Here is a 13,365-nt window from a genome sequence, read left to right as displayed (position 1 = left end):
GCCCGATCAGTTACCGGCGAACACAGCGTAGGGACGGCGTACGGACGGAAACCGGCCGTGCCGGTGAGCGGTCAGGACGGGTACGACGGCGGGACCCACCCCGAGCGCTTGGCCCACTGCTCCATCGGCTCTTCCGCCGCGGCGAACCAGGCCTCCTTGGCAGCGGCGTAGGCGGCCGTAGAGGGGTCGGTGGCGTGAAGCTCCGCAAGGCGGCGCTTCAGGGCGAGATAATCCGCCGCAGTGTCCGGATCGGCCCGCAGCCAGTCCCGGAAACAGAGGGCGAAGCGCCAGCCGGCAGACCCGGCGGCCCTGATATGAAGGTTGACGGCCCGGCCGGGGTCGGCGCTGGCGTGTAGGCGTTTCGCCCACGCAGTGGTGTCCGGCAAAGTTGGCTTGGGCGTATCCGCCGTGATGGCGTGCACGCGGGGATATCCGGCGGCGGCCAGGGCGGGCTCCAGCGGCGCCGCCGCAGACAACGCCGGTACTGTCAGCTGCAGGTCAAGAACATCCTTGGCGTCCAGGCCGGGGACTGACGTTGAGCCGACGTGGTCGAGACCGAGCACCGCAGGCTCTCCGTCAGGCGCGTCCTTCCGGAGCGCGGCGAGGATCCTGGTGATCAGCCGTTCCGCGGTCCGGGGCCACTCCGAGCTAGCTGCGTGCAGGACCGGTCCGCCAGGGCGGTCAGCGGGCGTCTGCGCCAGGAGATTGCGGGCGAACGGGGCCAGCCGCTCCGCCCAGAGCGCATCCACCTGCGCCAGCAGTCCGTCCATGGAGCCGGAGTTGTCCAGCACCACATCGGCAGCGGCGAGCCGTTCATCGCGCGAAGCCTGCGCGGCCATCCGTGACTGCGCTTCCTCGGAGGTCATCCGGCGGTGGTCCAGCATCCGCCGGATCCGGACCTCGTCCGGGGCGTCCACCACCACAACCAGGTGGAAGTCACTCCCCTGGCCGGTCTCCACCAGCAGCGGAATGTCCTGGACCACCACGGCACCGAAAGGAGCGGCCGCCACGATGCCCGCCGCCGCCTGGCGCACCAACGGATGGACGATGCCGTTCAGTACAGCCAACCGCTCCGGGTTGCCGAAGACCACGGCACCAAGCTTCGCCCGATCCAGCCGGCCCCCGCCGTCCAACATTCCACTGCCGAAGGCCTCAACGACGGCGGCCAGTCCCGGCGTGCCTGGCTCCAGCACCTCCCGCGCCAGGGCGTCAGCGTCAACCAGCACCGCCCCAAGATGGGCGAGGCGGGAGGCGACCACTGACTTCCCGGAGGCGATGCCGCCCGTCAAACCGATTTTCAGCACGCAACCACATTAGTACCCGGCGTCCAGGTCTGATGCCGTAATGGGCCCACGCCGCCGGGGGGCGGCGGGCCTGGACTGGGGGCGGCGGGGCCTAGACTGGGGCGGTGCAAGAGCAAGAAAGCCGGACCACCGCCTACACCACGCTTGCCGCAGGAACGGATTTCCGGCACGAGATCGAGCTCAAGCGGTCCCGCTTCATCACTGTGCTGCGCCGCACCGCTACCGAAGAGGCCGCGAAGGACCTGGTATCCGGACTGCGCCGGGAGTTCCACGACGCCCGCCACCACTGTTCCGCTTTTGTCCTGGGGCCGGACCGCGATGTTCAGCGTTCAAACGACGACGGCGAACCCTCCGGCACGGCCGGTACCCCCATGCTTGAGGCCCTTGTCAAAAGGGAAACGACGCCGGGGGTGACGGACCTCAGCGACGTGAGCGCCGTCGTCGTGCGCTATTTTGGCGGTATTCTGCTGGGCGCCGGGGGCCTGGTTCGGGCGTACTCGGAGTCAGTGTCCGCGGCTCTGGAGCGGGCCCCGCTGGTGCGCCGCTGCCGGCTGCGGATCTGTGAATCGTCCGTGCCGCACGCCGCCGCCGGCCGGCTGGAGAATGACCTGCGGGCGGCCGGGTTCGTGATGGCGGAAACGGGGTATGGCGCACAGGACACGATCCTGCGGCTGGCCATCCCCGATGAGCCGGCGGACATCGCCGCGGCTACGGACCGCGTCTTGTCGCTCACTGCCGGGAAGGCCACGCTCAGGCCCGGTGGAACGGAGTGGATTGATGTCCCGCTCCCCTGACGTCCGGCTGGCAGACGTCGATGAGGCCATGCTGGATCAGCTCATGGCGCTGGCCATGACCGATGCCTCGCCCGACGAGGTCACACCCCCGCTTGGCTCCGGCCCGGGCTGGAACGCTGAGCGGATTGACTGGTTCCACGCTTACCACCGGGCCTCGTCCGCAGGCCTTGACGGGGCGGCGCAGGAGAAGTCGTGGGCTGTGCTGTGCGACGGCGGCGCCGCCGGTTCCATCAGGCTGAAGCGGACGGGGCCGGCAACGGCGGAAACCGGCATCTGGCTGGGCCGCAGCTGGCGCGGCTCCGGCATCGGAAAAGCCGCGTTGACCCTGGTCCTGGCGGAGGCCCGGCGGGCCGGCCTGCAACGGGTGACCGCCACCACCACGGGCGCCAACATTGGCGCCCAGCGCCTCCTCACGGCGGCGGGGGCCTTGCTGACGTTCGACGACGGCGGCGCGGTGAGTGCCGCCGTCGAACTTCCCGACTGACTCGCAGCAAACGCACCGAAACGCACGTTTGACAGCGTTAGCTGCCAGTCAGATGGCGTGTTAAACACAGTGGGCCCCTGCTTTCGCAGGGGCCCACTGTGTCAGCCCGGGAAGCCCGGGCCGGTGGCAATTAGTTGCCGGTCAGCTTCTCGCGCAGAGCGGCAAGAGCCTCGTCCGAAGCCAGCGTGCCGGCTCCGGTGTTGGACTCAGCAGCCGGCTCCGAGGAGTAGCTGGTGGTGCCGGAGTCGCTCTCACCGGACGTTGCAGCTGCAGCATCGTCGGCAGCGTGCTGGGCAACCTGCTTCTTGTGTGCTTCCCAGCGGGTCTGGGCGTCAGCGTACTGCTGCTCCCAGGCAGAGCGCTGGTTCTCGTAGCCTTCAAGCCACTCGTTGGACTCCGGGTCGAAGCCCTCCGGGTACTTGTAGTTGCCCTCTTCGTCGTACTCAGCGGCCATGCCGTACAGAGCAGGATCGAATTCGGTGCTTTCGGCGTCGACGCCCTCGTTGGCCTGCTTGAGGGAGAGGGAGATCCGGCGGCGCTCGAGGTCGATGTCGATGACCTTGACGAACAGCTCGTCACCAACGGAGACAACCTGCTCAGCCAGCTCAACGTGGCGCACGGCGAGCTCGGAGATGTGAACCAGGCCTTCGATGCCATCTTCGACGCGGACGAACGCACCGAACGGAACCAGCTTGGTGACCTTGCCCGGAACAACCTGGCCGAGGGCGTGGGTGCGGGCGAAGGTCTGCCACGGATCTTCCTGCGTAGCCTTGAGCGACAGGGAAACACGCTCGCGGTCCAAGTCGACCTCGAGGACCTCGACGGTGACTTCCTGGCCAACTTCGACAACCTCTGACGGGTGGTCGATGTGCTTCCAGGACAGCTCGGAAACGTGGACGAGACCGTCTACGCCGCCCAGGTCCACGAAGGCACCGAAGTTGACGATGGAGGAAACGACGCCGGGACGGACCTGGCCCTTTTCCAGCTTGTTGAGGAACGTGGAGCGGACCTCGGACTGGGTCTGCTCGAGCCATGCACGGCGGGACAGCACAACGTTGTTGCGGTTCTTGTCCAGCTCGATGATCTTGGCTTCGATCTGCTGACCGATGTACGGAGCAAGGTCGCGCACACGGCGCATCTCGACGAGGGATGCGGGCAGGAAGCCGCGCAGACCGATGTCGAGGATAAGACCACCCTTGACAACCTCGATGACGGTACCGGTGACAACACCGTCTTCTTCCTTGACCTTCTCGATGTCGCCCCAGGCACGCTCGTACTGAGCGCGCTTCTTGGAGAGGATCAGGCGGCCTTCTTTGTCTTCCTTGGTGAGCACCAGGGCTTCGACCTGATCGCCAACGGAGACAACGTCTCCGGGATCAACATCGTGCTTGATGGAAAGCTCGCGGGAGGGGATGACACCTTCGGTCTTGTAACCGATGTCGAGCAGAACTTCATCGCGGTCGACCTTGACGACGGTACCTTCGACGAGGTCTCCGTCGTTGAAGTACTTGATGGTGGCGTCGACTGCTGCGAGGAAGTCCTCAGCGGTACCGATGTCGTTAATAGCGACTACGGGGGTACCGGGCTTCTCGGTGGAGGTGATGGTCATGTAGTAGGGGCTCCGTTGTGGATAGTAAGTCGGTCAGGCAAACCACCGCGCCCGCGTTATGGAACGCAGGCGCAGGTTTCGGCAGATCACACAGACCTGCCGGGTCATCCTGATTTTGTGGATTCTAGATACGTGCACGTAGTACACGCCCGTTTATTCTAGTCGCAGTGGCCAAGGCTGGTCAAAGCGCGGGCACCGCGGGCGCCGGCAAGTCTCACGAACGCACGCAAGGCTTGCCAGTCCATGGCCAGGCGTCAGAAGTGGGTGAGGCAGTGCGTGGGCCGCTCCACGGTGAACATCTGCCGGGCCTGGAACGCTGCGCCCTTGGTGTTCTCGCGGATCCGGCCCGCCGCAGTCAGGGTCACCGGGCAGACAGCCCCCAGATAGATCGAAGACAGCGCTGACACGTCCAACGTCAGATCAGCCTGGCCCGGTGTTTCCCAAGGAACGACGGCGGCCTCGCCGCCGGTAACTTCCAGGGCAAAGGTTCCTGCGGTGAGCCCCAGCGGATCCAGGACTTCCAGGACCAGCCGGCCGTCCACAGGAAAGTACCGCGCCTCCAGTGCTTTCCGGACGTCCAGGATCCTGAGCCACAGCATGTCCCTGCTGTTCGAGGAGTCGATGCAGCGGGGGTCGTTCAGGGCCCATGTGAGCGGGTCGTCCAGCGGGGCTTCTTCCCACGTCACCCGCTCCACCAGGTCGATGGCACCGAGGAACTGCCACAGTTCCAGATAGGCCTCATTGCTGGCGGCAACAAGGTCCACTATCTCCATGGTGTAGGGCTCTTTCTCCCACCCCAGGAACTTGTAGGACACGTACCCGTCAACGGCTCCGTGCGGCCCGTAGTGCAGGGCCACTTTGATGGCGGGATCCTCCTTGCCGTCCGGGCCGACGGAACCCGACGCCAGGAGGCGGTACCAGTCCTGGCGGCCCATAGAGCCCGGAGTCAACCGGTGCACCTTGTCGAAGACCTGGGGAGCCAGGTCCAGCAGCACCTTCGGTTCGGCGACTTCAACGTAGCCCACGGGCTGGTGGTTGAGCCTGAACCTGGCGGTGGTGTCCACTTTCACGCTGCGTTCGAAGCTGGCTACTCCGTAACCGAACCGTCCATAGATCGACCCCTCGGATGCCGTCAGGGCAGCCATGGCCATGCCGTCCCGCCGCGCCATCGCCAGGTCTTCTGACATCATCCGGCGCAACAGGCCCCGGCGCCGGTGGGACGTCCGCACCGTGACCGCGGTGACCATCTGCGTCTCCAACTGGCGGCCGAAGCCAATGTTGAGCGTCTTGCGAAGAGTAGCGAAGGTGGCGACGGGAACGTCTGCCGGCAGCGACCCCGCCGCAACGTCCCGGGTCTGGTAAGCCCCGGTGAGGACGCGCTGGTCTGCCCGGTAGCTCTCAAGGGACCTGGCTATCCGCTCCGGCTCGCGCGCGGGCTCATGGAAACCGAAGGCCACAGCCCTGATCCACGATTCAGCCTCGGCATAGCCCTGCTCGCCCTTGGTTGCCGCACCAAAACGCCGGATTTCATAGTCCCCACTCAGATCATCCACACCGCCGAGCCTAGCCAATAAATCCATCGTCTGGCCAGTGCTCCCCTGTCGTGTCGCCGACGCCCCCTGCGGCCGGTTCGTCAGGCGTCCCGGCGCTGCGCCTCACCCAGTTCGCGGGTTGCCCGGGGAGTTTCTCCGATGACGCTTTTGTAGCTGCGGGAGAAATGCGGGTAGTCCGTGTAGCCGAGCGAGGCAGCAAGTCCGGTCAGCGAGGTGGACGGTTCAGCAAACAGGACAGTGGCCGCATGTTGGAGGCGGCGGCACTCAATGAGCCATTTGGGCGAGACACCCAGATGGGAGTACACCAACCGCTCAAGGGACCGGGGCGGCACGTTGACCCTCTCCGCAAGATCCGAGGAACGCAGGATTCCGTCATCATTTTCGGCCAGTTCGCACACAGCATTGACGAGCGAGGCCCTGTGGTCCAGAAGCGAAATGAAGGGCAAGAGCCAGCTTCTGAGGGTTCCGACCAGCGCGAGGCGGGCCCCACTGGCTCGCGGCGATTCGTTCATGAGGGCGGCCACTGCCTGAACAGGGGCATCCTGCAGGCGCTCCCCGGATGCTGGTACCAATGCGGGCTCCGTCCCGGAGAGGATCCGCGCGGCCGCCGGGCGGAAGAGGACGCCGACAGCCCAGGACGTCCCGGCAAGTTCCTGTACCTGGACGCGGGACGACGGCCCAAACAACCTTGCAGAACCGGCGTCGAATACCGCGTTGAAAGCCGGGTACGTCAGGACACGCTGGGCACGTACCTGTCCGGCCGGAATTTCCCACCGGACCACCCAGACGTGGCGCACCAGTTCAGCGAGCCCCGGGCCGAGCTCGAACCGGTCAAAAGCCACATCCGGTGAGCCCGGGTTCAGATGGCCTTTGGAAACTGGCACAACGCTCCTTTTGTCGCAAAAGTACAAGACGGCGGTGCCGGACACTGCGCACCATGGACGGTATGGAAAAAGCACCTTCACAGAAACACCTGGACACCCCTGATCCGACCGAGGCTGTGACCGGAACCTACACCACCGGCGGCATTCCTCACGGAAGCACTTCGCTGACCCCCCACCTGGTGGTCGATCCTGCAGCAGAGGCCCTCGCATTCTACGAAACTGTGTTCGGGGCCCGTGTGCTGGACACTACGCGCTTTCCCGGCGGAGACCTCATGGCCCATGCCGTGCTGGATTTTGGATCCGGGCTGCTGACGTTGAGTGATCCGCTGGAGGAATATCAGCTGGCCGCGCCCACTCTGGGCGCAGGATCGTCATTTTCGCTGGCCGTGTATGTGCCTGATACGGACGAGGCTGTTCGTCTGGCGATCTCGCTGGGAGCCACTGTCCGTGAACCCGCGATGACCTTTGTGACCGGTGACAGGTTCGCCTCGATCCTTGATCCCTTTGGCGTCCGTTGGTCCGTCATGACCAGAGTCATCGACCTGTCACCCGAGGAGAGCAAACGGCGCGTGCAGGAGTGGGCCGGCCAGCAAAGTTCCAGCTGACGTTTGCGGGAGGTGCCTGCCAGGCGGGCGCGGCTAGGTGCCGTCCCTTACTTCGGCCAGCCGCTGGGTATCGAACCTGACCTCGCTGAATGTCGCCGTCGTTCCCTCCCCGGAAGGGGACTGCGCCGCGAATCCGATTTTGACGGCATCAGGTGCAGGCTCGCCCATGCTGAAGTAGCGCACCATGTTCCACCATTCGCCGTCGATGGACGCGTGCAGCGCGAAAGCCTGGCCGAGGCGGGAAATCCGCAGGTAGGTGCCCGATCCGTCGATTGGCCAGCTGTCACAGTCGTCGGACGTGCCGTTCCGGGTGACAACCGACACCACCCTGGTGGTCCCGCTGGGATCCAGCTCCGCGCAGACTTTGAACCAATGCAGTGGATCGACGTAGCCAAGCAGCACGCCGGAGTCGAAATCAGAGACAAACACGGGGCTGACGAAGGCGCTGAACCGAAAGTCACCCGTGACGGGCCAGACGAAGCGTTCAGCATCGGACGTGCCCGGATCTCCGCCGGGGTCAAGGAACATATCCGCGCCGGCGTCCGCCGTCAGGACCAGCCTCTCCCCCTCAAGGAGCGGGCCAACCAGAGCCGGCGGGCCTTCACTGACCAGGGGGAAGGGAAGTGACCCGATCTGGATTCCGCGCGTTCTGTTCACAACATCAACCCTACTCATCACCCGTGGTTTGCCGTCCCGTGGATTGGGTCGAGCGAACGCTGGATTTCGACGTCGCCGTAGGAGGTCCGGGCGCGGATCTCCACCGTCTCCTTCTGCCCGCCAGGGCCGTCGGCGGCGTTCAGGGAATTGATCACCCTTCCGTACTGGGTGCTGACGTCGAGCCAGGCCGCAGTTCCTTCCTGGACGCCTACGCGAACGTCGCCCATCGCCGTTTCCAGCAGGACGGAGCCGCGCGCCACTCCGCCAACCCGGATCCTGCCGTTGGCGGACTTGGCTGTGACGGACCCTTGCGCCTGGCCAATGGAAATTTTGCCGTTGGCAGCCTTGACCTGGACATCGCCGGCCACCCAGCCGATATAGACGTGCCCGTCTGAGCTCTTGATGTGGGCGGCGCCATCAATACGGCGGGCACTGATCTCGCCGGACCCGGTTTTGATCTCGACGTCGCCGGCGGCACCTTCCAGCGTGACGTCCCCGTAGCCGGTCTCAGCCTTGACGGAAGCGGTCCGGTCCAGGCGGATCCTGCCCATGCCGGTTTTGAGCGAACACCGGCCCAGTTCCCCCTGGCACTCGAACTTGCCCATTCCTGCCTCTGCCCGGAGGTCGGAACGGGAGGGAAGGCTGATGGTGACGTCAACGGATCCGTTTCCAGTGAAAATGGCATACCGCCTCCAGTCACTGGACCCCTTGACGACGAGCCGGCCATGGGAAAACTCCACCCTCGTTTGCTCGGCCGCCCGGATGTCCGAGGCCTTTGTTTCATCCGTGGGCTGCACGTCAACAACGGTGTCGCTGCGGTCGCTCGCTTTAATCCGGACGTCTCCGAGGTTCAACTCGATGGTGACGGAAATGGGTTCCGGGGTTCCGAAATCAAACATGGAACTCACAGCACCCAACCGCTGTAGCTGCGCCCCTCGGAGGACCTTTTCTTACTGCCCCGGGGGGATGGGCCGGGATGCTCCAAAGAAGCCGCAAGAGAGCGGACCAGCCACGAGTTGACAGAGAGTTTCTCCGCTGCCGCCGCAGCCTCTATGCGCTGCTTTAGGTGTTCCGGCAGGCGCAGCGTAAACCGGGACGTCCCGCCCTCGTCCCCCTCCCCTGGCAAGGCCGGCTGGGGTTCAGTGACAGGGAACTCCTGAGGGGTATCGTCGAAGTCCGTCCGGGCCGGTGGAAGGGAAACAACGAACTCGGGATTGCGGCCGCGCAGGCGCACCTCCACCGATCCTGGCGCGAGCTCCCCGGTGATTTCCCCGGCGGCGGCCGCAAGTGCTTCCAGCAGGACAAGCCGAGTAGCGGTTTCCAGGGGCGCTGCGAGCCGGAGCGCCACCTCACGCGTCTGCTCGCCGCCTGCGCCGGCGGCGTTGGCCAACTGTTCCTGGAGGCTGTTGACATACGTTTGAAGTTCCATGATGTCATCATGGCGTCAAAATGGCGTCACGGTCAAGATGGCCGGCGTCCAGCAGGCGGCACATCGCCGGCCCTGTATCCCGGGGGTATGCAGGGCCGGCGAGACCGCCTAACGAAGTGCGGGATTCCTAGTGGCCGGCGTCGTACCAGGTGGTGCCAACACCGATCTGCACTTCCAAGGGCACGGTGAGATCGGCGGCGGAGCCCATCTGCTCGGTGACCAGCCTCTCCACGACTTCCCGCTCCCCAATGGCCACCTCAAGCACCAGTTCATCGTGTACCTGCAGGAGCAGGCGCGATTTGAGTCCCTGGGCCTGCAGTTCGTCGTGCACGCCCAGCATCGCCCTCTTGATGATGTCCGCTGCCGAGCCCTGGATGGGCGAGTTCAATGCGATACGCTCCGCGTTTTCCCTCAGCTGCCGGTCCGTGCTGGTGAGGTCCGGCAAATAGCGGCGCCTGCCCTCAATGGTGGCCGTGTAGCCATCGACCCGTGCCTGGTCCACCACTCCGCGGAGGTAGTCACGGACGGCCCCGAACCTGTCGAAGTAGTCCTTCATCAGGTTCCGGGCCTCGTCTACCGAAATTTCCAGCTGCTTGGAAAGCCCAAATGACGTCAGTCCGTAGGCAAGCCCGTAGGACATGGCCTTGACCTTGGAACGCATGGCGCTGGTCACTTCTGCCGGCGGAACATGGAAAATGTGCGAGCCAACGAAACGGTGAAGATCTTCGCCTTCCTTGTACGCAGCAATCAGTCCGGGATCTCCTGACAGGTGGGCCATGATCCGCATTTCGATCTGCGAGTAGTCAGCGGAGAGCAGGCACTCGTAGCCGTCGCTGACCACGAAGATGCCGCGCACGCGCCGGCCTTCCTCGCTGCGGATGGGGATGTTCTGGAGGTTGGGGTTGTTGGACGAAATCCGACCCGTGGCGGCAACGTTCTGCGCGTAGGTGGTATGGATGCGGCCATCCTCGGTGACGGACTTCTTGAGTGTTTCGAGCATCTGGCTTAGTTTCGCGGACTCGCGGTGCGCCATCAGCTGGACCAGGAACTCGTGGCCCGTCTTTTCCAGGAGGTTCTTCAAGGAAGCGGCGTCGGTGGTGTAGCCGGACTTGATCTTCTTGGTCTTCGGCAGCTGGAGTTCGTCGAAGAGGACAGTCTGGAGCTGCTTGGGGGAACCGAGGTTGACCTCGTGGCCAATGGCGGCGAAGGCGAGTTCCTGCGCGTTATCGATGACCTTCGCCAAATCAGCAAGCTGTTCATCCAGGTGGGGCATGTCGATGGCTATCCCGGCGAGCTCCATGTCGGCAAGGACCCGGCTGACGGGCAACTCCAGGGTGGACAGCAGATCCTCGGCCTGGCGCTCCTTGAGCTCGGACTCGAAACGCCGGCTCAGGGTCTGGACCACCGCGGCCACCTTGACCAGCGCATCCGCGGCGGCGGCATCCTCGCCGTCGAACGACAGTTCAAGCTGGCCCGCCTTGGCCGTCTCCGGCGAGATGCTGATGTTCAGGTGGTGCTGCGCCAGTTCCGCGAGTTCATAGGTACGGCGGTCCGGCTGGATGAGGTACCCGGAGATGGAGGTGTCGTCCACTACTCCTGAGAGTCCCAGCCCACGGCTGGACAGTGCCTTGAGGGCAGCCTTGTAGCCATGCATGACCTTGGCGGAGGTGTCATCCCGCAGCCAGTCTGCGAGGACGTTTTCAGCTGCGGCGTCCTGGGCGGCGAGGTCGATGTAGACGGCGGCGTCGTCACGGACGATGGCCACTGCTGCGGCGTCTTCGCCGATACGGCCCGGTACCAGGTCAACGGCGATGGCTGAGCGTTTTCCGGCCCCTGCAGCGAGGAACGCAGCCAGCCCTGCCGCGTCCGCCGGGGTGACAAAGGCAGGGGTGTCGATGGTCTCGCGTTCCGCGGACTCCACTTCGTCGCTGCCGTAGAGGGCGAACAGCCGGGCGCGGATGGTCTTGAATTCGAGTTCGTCGAAGAGTTGCTCCAGGGCGGCCTCGTCAGGCCTCGGCTCGGCGAGGTCCTCCAGCGTCAGCGGCAGTTCCAAGTCGGTGTGAAGCCTGTTCAGCCGCCGGTTGCGCTTGACGTCCTCGACGTTTTCGCGGAGGGCGTCGCCCACCTTCCCGCCGATCGCGTCCAGGTGCTCCAGGACTCCTTCGAGCCCGCCATAGAGGTTGATCCACTTGGCTGCGGTCTTGGGTCCCACGCCCGGAACGCCCGGAAGATTGTCCGCGGACTCCCCCACCAGCGCGGCGAGGTCCGAGTATTGCGGAGGCGTGACAAAGTACTTCTCCTGGATGGCCGCAGCATCCAGGCGCGGGATGTCGCTGACGCCTTTCCGCGGGTAGAGCACAAAGACGTTGTCCGTGATGAGCTGGAAGGCGTCCCGGTCCCCTGTTACCAGAAGTACTTCGAAGCCGGCCTTCTCCCCCATGGCGGCAAGCGTGGCCAGGATGTCGTCAGCTTCGTAGCCGGGCATCTTGATGGTCTTGATGCCCCAGGCACCCATGACCTTGTCGATGAGGTCGATCTGGCCGCTCATCTCCCGCGGCGTTTCGTTTCTGCCGCCCTTGTATCCGCTGTACTCCGCCTTGCGGTGGGTGGTGTCATCGGAGACGTCGAAGGCGACCGCGATGTGGGTGGGCTTCTGTTCCTTGATCAGGTTGATGAGCATGGACGTGAAGCCGTGGATGGCGTTGGTGTGCTGTCCGTTGGCCGTGGAGAACTTGTCCGCCGGCAGGGCGAAGAAAGCCCGGAACGCCATGGAGTGCCCGTCCAGAACCAGCAGGCGCGGCTGGCCGGTGATGGGGATGACGGGAGCCACCGTGGCTGATACCGATTGGCTGGCCGGCGGCGGAACCACCACGTCCTGCAAGGCAGCGTCGGCGGGCAGGGCAGCATCGTCCCGGAGGTCAGAGGTTTGGGACGGGAAAGGGGCCGGTTTGGTAGTTTCACTCACAGGTGCCAGCCTAGTTCCCATGATGGACAATTTCACGCCCGGCCCATTTACTGATGAGTTGGTTGCAGCCGGCATCCCGGAACACCTTCACGGCTGGCTTGCCGAGTACGGAGTAGGCGCCCTGGTGGTGAAGATGGGGATCCACTTCCTGGAGATGAGCCCCGAACGGACCGTGGCCACCATGCCAGTGGAGGGCAATACGCAGGTGGCAGGCATCCTGCACGGCGGCGCCCACGTGGTCCTCGCGGAAACCCTGGGCTCCTTTGCGGCCGGGATGCACGCCGGGCCGGGGCGGCGGGCCCTGGGCATTGAGGTCAGTGCAACCCACCACCGCTCCATTGCCTCCGGGAGCGTCATCGGGACCTGCACCGCAATCCACCTGGGCCGCACGCTGACAACGCATCAGATCGTGGTGACCGACGAAAAGGGACGGCGGCTTTCCACCGCCCGGATCACCAACATGCTGCGTGACAACGGTCCCGACGACAGCTGACTGCTGTGTCTGTCCCCCCGCCCTATGCCCCGCCAGGCCGGGCGGCCGGGCTGAAGCCGTAACGAAGCTCCACGACTCCCCGCCCCAGGGTGCGCGAATCTGTTAACTGAAGCGGCGGCGTCGGGCCTTCAAGGGGCAGCAGCCGCTTTCCGTTCCCCAGGACCACGGGGATGATGGACACGATGAGCTCGTCCAGCAGGCCGGTTTCGGCGAACTGTGCCGCAAGGTTTCCGCCGCCCACCACCCAGACGTTCTTGCCGCGGGCGTCGTCCTTGAAGTCCTGGACAAATTCGCGGACATCACCCCGGATAAAGGTGACGTCCGCTCCCGGCGGCGCAGCGTACTCGTGGCGCGTGAAAACGTACGAGGGCGTGGAGGTATAGGGCCAGTTTCCCGGTTCGTGTTTCATCAGCCAGGCGAACGTTTCTCCGCCCATCACAATGCAGCCCACGCCGTCCATGAACGACTCGTAGCTTTCCTTGCCGCCCTCGAAACCGTCAAACTGCAGGAGCCAGCCGAGGTCATCGGTGGACGTTGCGATAAAACCGTCAAGGGACGAAGCAACAAAATACTGGATCCGTGACATGG

13 protein-coding genes are annotated in these 13,365 nt (G+C 64.8%); 4 read left to right on the top strand and 9 right to left on the bottom strand.

Features of this window, described 5'->3' with window-relative positions:
* Positions 1-71 precede the first annotated feature (71 nt).
* Complete coding sequence (gene coaE, locus F8G81_RS12610; protein ID WP_267275080.1) at positions 72-1,304, bottom strand: dephospho-CoA kinase; 1,233 nt, start codon at positions 1,302-1,304, stop codon at positions 72-74.
* A 104-nt stretch (positions 1,305-1,408) separates the two neighbouring features.
* Here coaE and F8G81_RS12605 point away from each other — a divergent pair, with 104 nt between their 5' ends.
* Positions 1,409-2,098, top strand: coding sequence for an IMPACT family protein (locus F8G81_RS12605; RefSeq protein WP_267275079.1), 690 nt, complete (start codon positions 1,409-1,411; stop codon positions 2,096-2,098).
* Complete coding sequence (locus F8G81_RS12600) at positions 2,082-2,582, top strand: GNAT family N-acetyltransferase (protein WP_267275078.1); 501 nt, start codon at positions 2,082-2,084, stop codon at positions 2,580-2,582. Before F8G81_RS12605 ends, F8G81_RS12600 begins: the two co-directional genes overlap by 17 nt.
* A 130-nt stretch (positions 2,583-2,712) precedes the next feature.
* Here the strand turns inward: F8G81_RS12600 and rpsA are convergent, their stop codons facing one another.
* From rpsA to F8G81_RS12585, 3 genes are all read right to left on the bottom strand, one after another.
* Positions 2,713-4,191: a 30S ribosomal protein S1 gene (gene rpsA / locus F8G81_RS12595; protein WP_267275077.1), complete on the bottom strand. Its 1,479-nt coding sequence runs from the start codon at positions 4,189-4,191 to the stop codon at positions 2,713-2,715.
* Between the two features lie 254 nt (positions 4,192-4,445).
* Positions 4,446-5,771, bottom strand: coding sequence for a GNAT family N-acetyltransferase (locus tag F8G81_RS12590; RefSeq protein WP_267275076.1), 1,326 nt, complete (start codon positions 5,769-5,771; stop codon positions 4,446-4,448).
* A 53-nt stretch (positions 5,772-5,824) separates the two neighbouring features.
* Positions 5,825-6,628, bottom strand: a complete 804-nt coding sequence (locus tag F8G81_RS12585; RefSeq protein WP_267275075.1) for a helix-turn-helix domain-containing protein — start codon at positions 6,626-6,628, stop codon at positions 5,825-5,827.
* Between the two features lie 53 nt (positions 6,629-6,681).
* On the opposite strand from F8G81_RS12585, the gene F8G81_RS12580 reads away from it, so the two are divergent.
* Positions 6,682-7,233, top strand: a complete 552-nt coding sequence (locus tag F8G81_RS12580; RefSeq protein WP_323809185.1) for a VOC family protein — start codon at positions 6,682-6,684, stop codon at positions 7,231-7,233.
* A 33-nt stretch (positions 7,234-7,266) separates the two neighbouring features.
* Here F8G81_RS12580 and F8G81_RS12575 read toward each other — a convergent pair whose 3' ends face one another.
* From F8G81_RS12575 to polA, 4 genes are all read right to left on the bottom strand, one after another.
* Positions 7,267-7,890, bottom strand: a complete 624-nt coding sequence (locus F8G81_RS12575; protein ID WP_267275074.1) for a DUF1349 domain-containing protein — start codon at positions 7,888-7,890, stop codon at positions 7,267-7,269.
* A 17-nt stretch (positions 7,891-7,907) separates the two neighbouring features.
* Positions 7,908-8,789: a DUF4097 family beta strand repeat-containing protein gene (locus tag F8G81_RS12570; protein WP_267275073.1), complete on the bottom strand. Its 882-nt coding sequence runs from the start codon at positions 8,787-8,789 to the stop codon at positions 7,908-7,910.
* Positions 8,790-8,794: 5 nt separating this feature from the next.
* Positions 8,795-9,319, bottom strand: coding sequence for a toxin-antitoxin system HicB family antitoxin (locus tag F8G81_RS12565; RefSeq protein WP_267275072.1), 525 nt, complete (start codon positions 9,317-9,319; stop codon positions 8,795-8,797).
* 127 nt (positions 9,320-9,446) lie between these two features.
* Positions 9,447-12,089, bottom strand: a complete 2,643-nt coding sequence (polA, locus tag F8G81_RS12560) for a DNA polymerase I (RefSeq protein WP_267279204.1) — start codon at positions 12,087-12,089, stop codon at positions 9,447-9,449.
* A gap of 214 nt (positions 12,090-12,303) precedes the next feature.
* On the opposite strand from polA, the gene F8G81_RS12555 reads away from it, so the two are divergent.
* Positions 12,304-12,777, top strand: a complete 474-nt coding sequence (locus F8G81_RS12555) for a hotdog fold thioesterase (RefSeq protein WP_267275071.1) — start codon at positions 12,304-12,306, stop codon at positions 12,775-12,777.
* 22 nt (positions 12,778-12,799) lie between these two features.
* On the opposite strand, the gene F8G81_RS12550 is transcribed toward F8G81_RS12555, so the two are convergent.
* Positions 12,800-13,363, bottom strand: coding sequence for a dihydrofolate reductase family protein (locus F8G81_RS12550; RefSeq protein ID WP_267275070.1), 564 nt, complete (start codon positions 13,361-13,363; stop codon positions 12,800-12,802).
* Between the last annotated feature and the right edge of the window lie 2 nt (positions 13,364-13,365).

The organism is Arthrobacter sp. CDRTa11 (assembly GCF_026427775.1).
Classification (GTDB): domain Bacteria; phylum Actinomycetota; class Actinomycetes; order Actinomycetales; family Micrococcaceae; genus Arthrobacter.
This window is presented reverse-complemented; position numbering and strand designations above follow the sequence as displayed.

Bases quoted from the DNA above. Each gene is read 5' to 3' on its own strand.
- F8G81_RS12570 (WP_267275073.1), bottom strand. From the start codon at position 8,789: ATGTTTGATTTCGGAACCCCGGAACCCATTTCCGTCACCATCGAGTTG.
- F8G81_RS12550 (WP_267275070.1), bottom strand. From the start codon at position 13,363: ATGTCACGGATCCAGTATTTTGTTGCTTCGTCCCTTGACGGTTTTATC.
- F8G81_RS12565 (WP_267275072.1), bottom strand. From the start codon at position 9,319: ATGGAACTTCAAACGTATGTCAACAGCCTCCAGGAACAGTTGGCCAAC.
- F8G81_RS12555 (WP_267275071.1), top strand. From the start codon at position 12,304: ATGATGGACAATTTCACGCCCGGCCCATTTACTGATGAGTTGGTTGCA.
- F8G81_RS12590 (WP_267275076.1), bottom strand. From the start codon at position 5,771: ATGGATTTATTGGCTAGGCTCGGCGGTGTGGATGATCTGAGTGGGGAC.
- F8G81_RS12600 (WP_267275078.1), top strand. From the start codon at position 2,082: ATGTCCCGCTCCCCTGACGTCCGGCTGGCAGACGTCGATGAGGCCATG.
- rpsA (WP_267275077.1), bottom strand. From the start codon at position 4,191: ATGACCATCACCTCCACCGAGAAGCCCGGTACCCCCGTAGTCGCTATT.
- F8G81_RS12580 (WP_323809185.1), top strand. From the start codon at position 6,682: ATGGACGGTATGGAAAAAGCACCTTCACAGAAACACCTGGACACCCCT.
- polA (WP_267279204.1), bottom strand. From the start codon at position 12,089: ATGGCGTTCCGGGCTTTCTTCGCCCTGCCGGCGGACAAGTTCTCCACG.